We start from the raw sequence: 2,098 nt of genomic DNA on the forward strand, positions 1-2,098 counted from the left end.
ATCACTATTAAGTTTCTATGAGGCTTTCAGGGTATATAAATATCGAGGAATCTCAGCTAAGTCAAAGTTGGAGGCTATGTACACCTTTTCATTTTTCATCTTTCAAACGGTTCTCTCCAGCCAATTCATCTTTGACGAGAATTTTCTTTATCCCCTTATTATCAGCTTATTGATCGTTTTCGCCATCATTTTATATAGATTATTTGTGACAGGGCAAGTCTTAGTGATTAAACAAACATCTAAAAATATTGTTGTTGAACGTGTACGCTCGGAATTAAATCGTTTATCCATTACCTTTACAGAGGAGGGATTTGATTTTTCGGATTTGCATCAATTTCATCTAGAAGATCAAACAATTATAAAAGTGAGCAATCCTTGGGGAGGAGAAAAGGAATTAAAGACGTATCAATTAAGCTTTAGAAAATGGTGGCATCTATATGAATACGAAGAAATCAAAACAAATATTATTGAGAAATATTGGGAGGAAAGGGAGAATGAGGTTTTTTGGATACAGATTCTTCTTTCCATTGGACTAGGTATAGGGGGGTTCATTTTTATAGGATTCCTAGCTTGGAAGTGGAACTTTATTTATTAACAATGGAGATTAAAAGTATAAGAAAAGCAGAGAATAATGGAGATAGAAGGAATTTGGCGTGAATATAAAGCTCAAAATAGCAATTAGTTCCGCTTGCACATCGTTTCGTTTCTTATATAATATAAGGAAATTAATAAAAATGTTTTCTAGGGTTCCGCAGATAACTGGCCTGGTCCGAGAGAAAACTCACAGAAATATCTGTGCCACGGAAGGATAAAAGCCTGGGAGATGACTGTTTATTGACAGCGATCTCTTAGGCTTTTTGTCTTGGGGAAATTTGTATTGGAGGGAAGCAGCATGAATTGGTTAAAGGTATTTATTGCCGCATTTTTTGAGGTGTTTTGGGTGATAGGTCTTAAGCATGCTTATGATATTTGGACATGGGCGGGGACAATTGTTTGTATCATTGTCAGCTTTTATGTACTAATCATGGCAGGAAAGAAATTGCCGGTCGGTACGGTATATGCCGTTTTTGTTGGGTTGGGTACGGCTGGAACCGTTTTATCAGAAATTATTTTCTTTGATGAGCCTTTAAAAATATCGAAGATTATTCTCGTCCTAATTTTATTAGCGGGAGTCATTGGGCTTAAGCTTGTTACGAATGAAGAAGAAACTGATTCGAAAGGAGAGGCTGCATCATGAGTTGGGTTTATCTCATCTTAGCAGGGATATTTGAAATGATAGGTGTTCTGATGATCAACAGCCTGCACAAAAATCGTAATTGGCAGTCACTTATCATGCTGCTTATCGGTTTCGGAGCAAGCTTTCTTTTTCTAGCCCTCGCTATGGAGGAATTGCCGATGGGAACAGCCTACGCCATCTGGACTGGAATTGGAGCTTCTGGTGGAGCCATTTTGGGTATTGTGTTGTATGGTGAGCAAAAGGGGTGGAAAAGGCTATTATTTATTAGCATGGTTCTTGGTGCAGCAATTGGGTTGAAATTAGTATCGTGAAAAAGCTCGCTAAAAAGGCGAGCTTTTTTTAAAAAAATCATATCTCAATCTAGTTTTTTTAGAACCATTCGAACGGTTTTCAAAATATGACCGTCAAAGTTGTCATCAAATTCAGATACTACTGTAAAACCTTTGGCATCGTAAAAATTTCTGCCAATATGATTATCACTTTCTACATTTATATAAACTTCATTAATTCCTTCAATATGATGAAGCCCTTCACGGAGCAAAGCTGTTCCAATGCCTTTTCCTTGATATTCTGGCAAAAGATAAATGGCGCCAAGCTCAACCTCTCCATGCTCCTTAATAGTAGAATAATTGGCAAAACCTACAATTGCGCCCTCTATTTCAGCAACATACAAATAGGAATGCTCTAATCTTCTTTTCATCATTTCATCGTTATAAGCCGATTTTAAGAAATTATCTTGGATGTCTCTTGGGATGATTCCTTCATATGTATGATTCCAGCTTGATTTAGCTACATTTTGTACCTGTGGAATATCATCGAGAGTCATAGTCCGGATAGAATAATTCATGTAAATCCACCTTT

Annotated in this window: 4 protein-coding genes and 1 riboswitch; of the genes, 3 read left to right on the top strand and 1 reads right to left on the bottom strand. The window is 36.9% G+C overall.

All coding sequences use genetic code 11. From position 1 onward, the window contains the following. The 3 genes from V7164_RS24970 to V7164_RS24980 all read left to right on the top strand — a co-directional run. Positions 1-595: hypothetical protein (locus V7164_RS24970; RefSeq protein ID WP_335355568.1), on the top strand; the 595-nt coding region annotated here is incomplete at its 5' end. Between the two features lie 135 nt (positions 596-730). Beyond that, positions 731-825: riboswitch (guanidine-I (ykkC/yxkD leader) on the top strand. 67 nt (positions 826-892) lie between these two features. Continuing rightward, positions 893-1,237 (top strand): DMT family transporter, encoded by a 345-nt coding sequence (locus V7164_RS24975; RefSeq protein ID WP_335355569.1) that lies wholly within the window; start codon positions 893-895, stop codon positions 1,235-1,237. Then, a complete protein-coding gene (locus tag V7164_RS24980) occupies positions 1,234-1,548 on the top strand; it encodes a DMT family transporter (protein WP_335355570.1) in 315 nt (104 codons plus the stop codon). Before V7164_RS24975 ends, V7164_RS24980 begins: the two co-directional genes overlap by 4 nt. A 44-nt stretch (positions 1,549-1,592) precedes the next feature. Here the strand turns inward: V7164_RS24980 and V7164_RS24985 are convergent, their stop codons facing one another. Then, positions 1,593-2,084, bottom strand: a complete 492-nt coding sequence (locus V7164_RS24985) for a GNAT family N-acetyltransferase (protein ID WP_335355571.1) — start codon at positions 2,082-2,084, stop codon at positions 1,593-1,595. Positions 2,085-2,098: the final 14 nt, after the last annotated feature.

The organism is Bacillus sp. JJ1474 (genome assembly GCF_036965225.1).
GTDB lineage: Bacteria > Bacillota > Bacilli > Bacillales > Cytobacillaceae > Cytobacillus.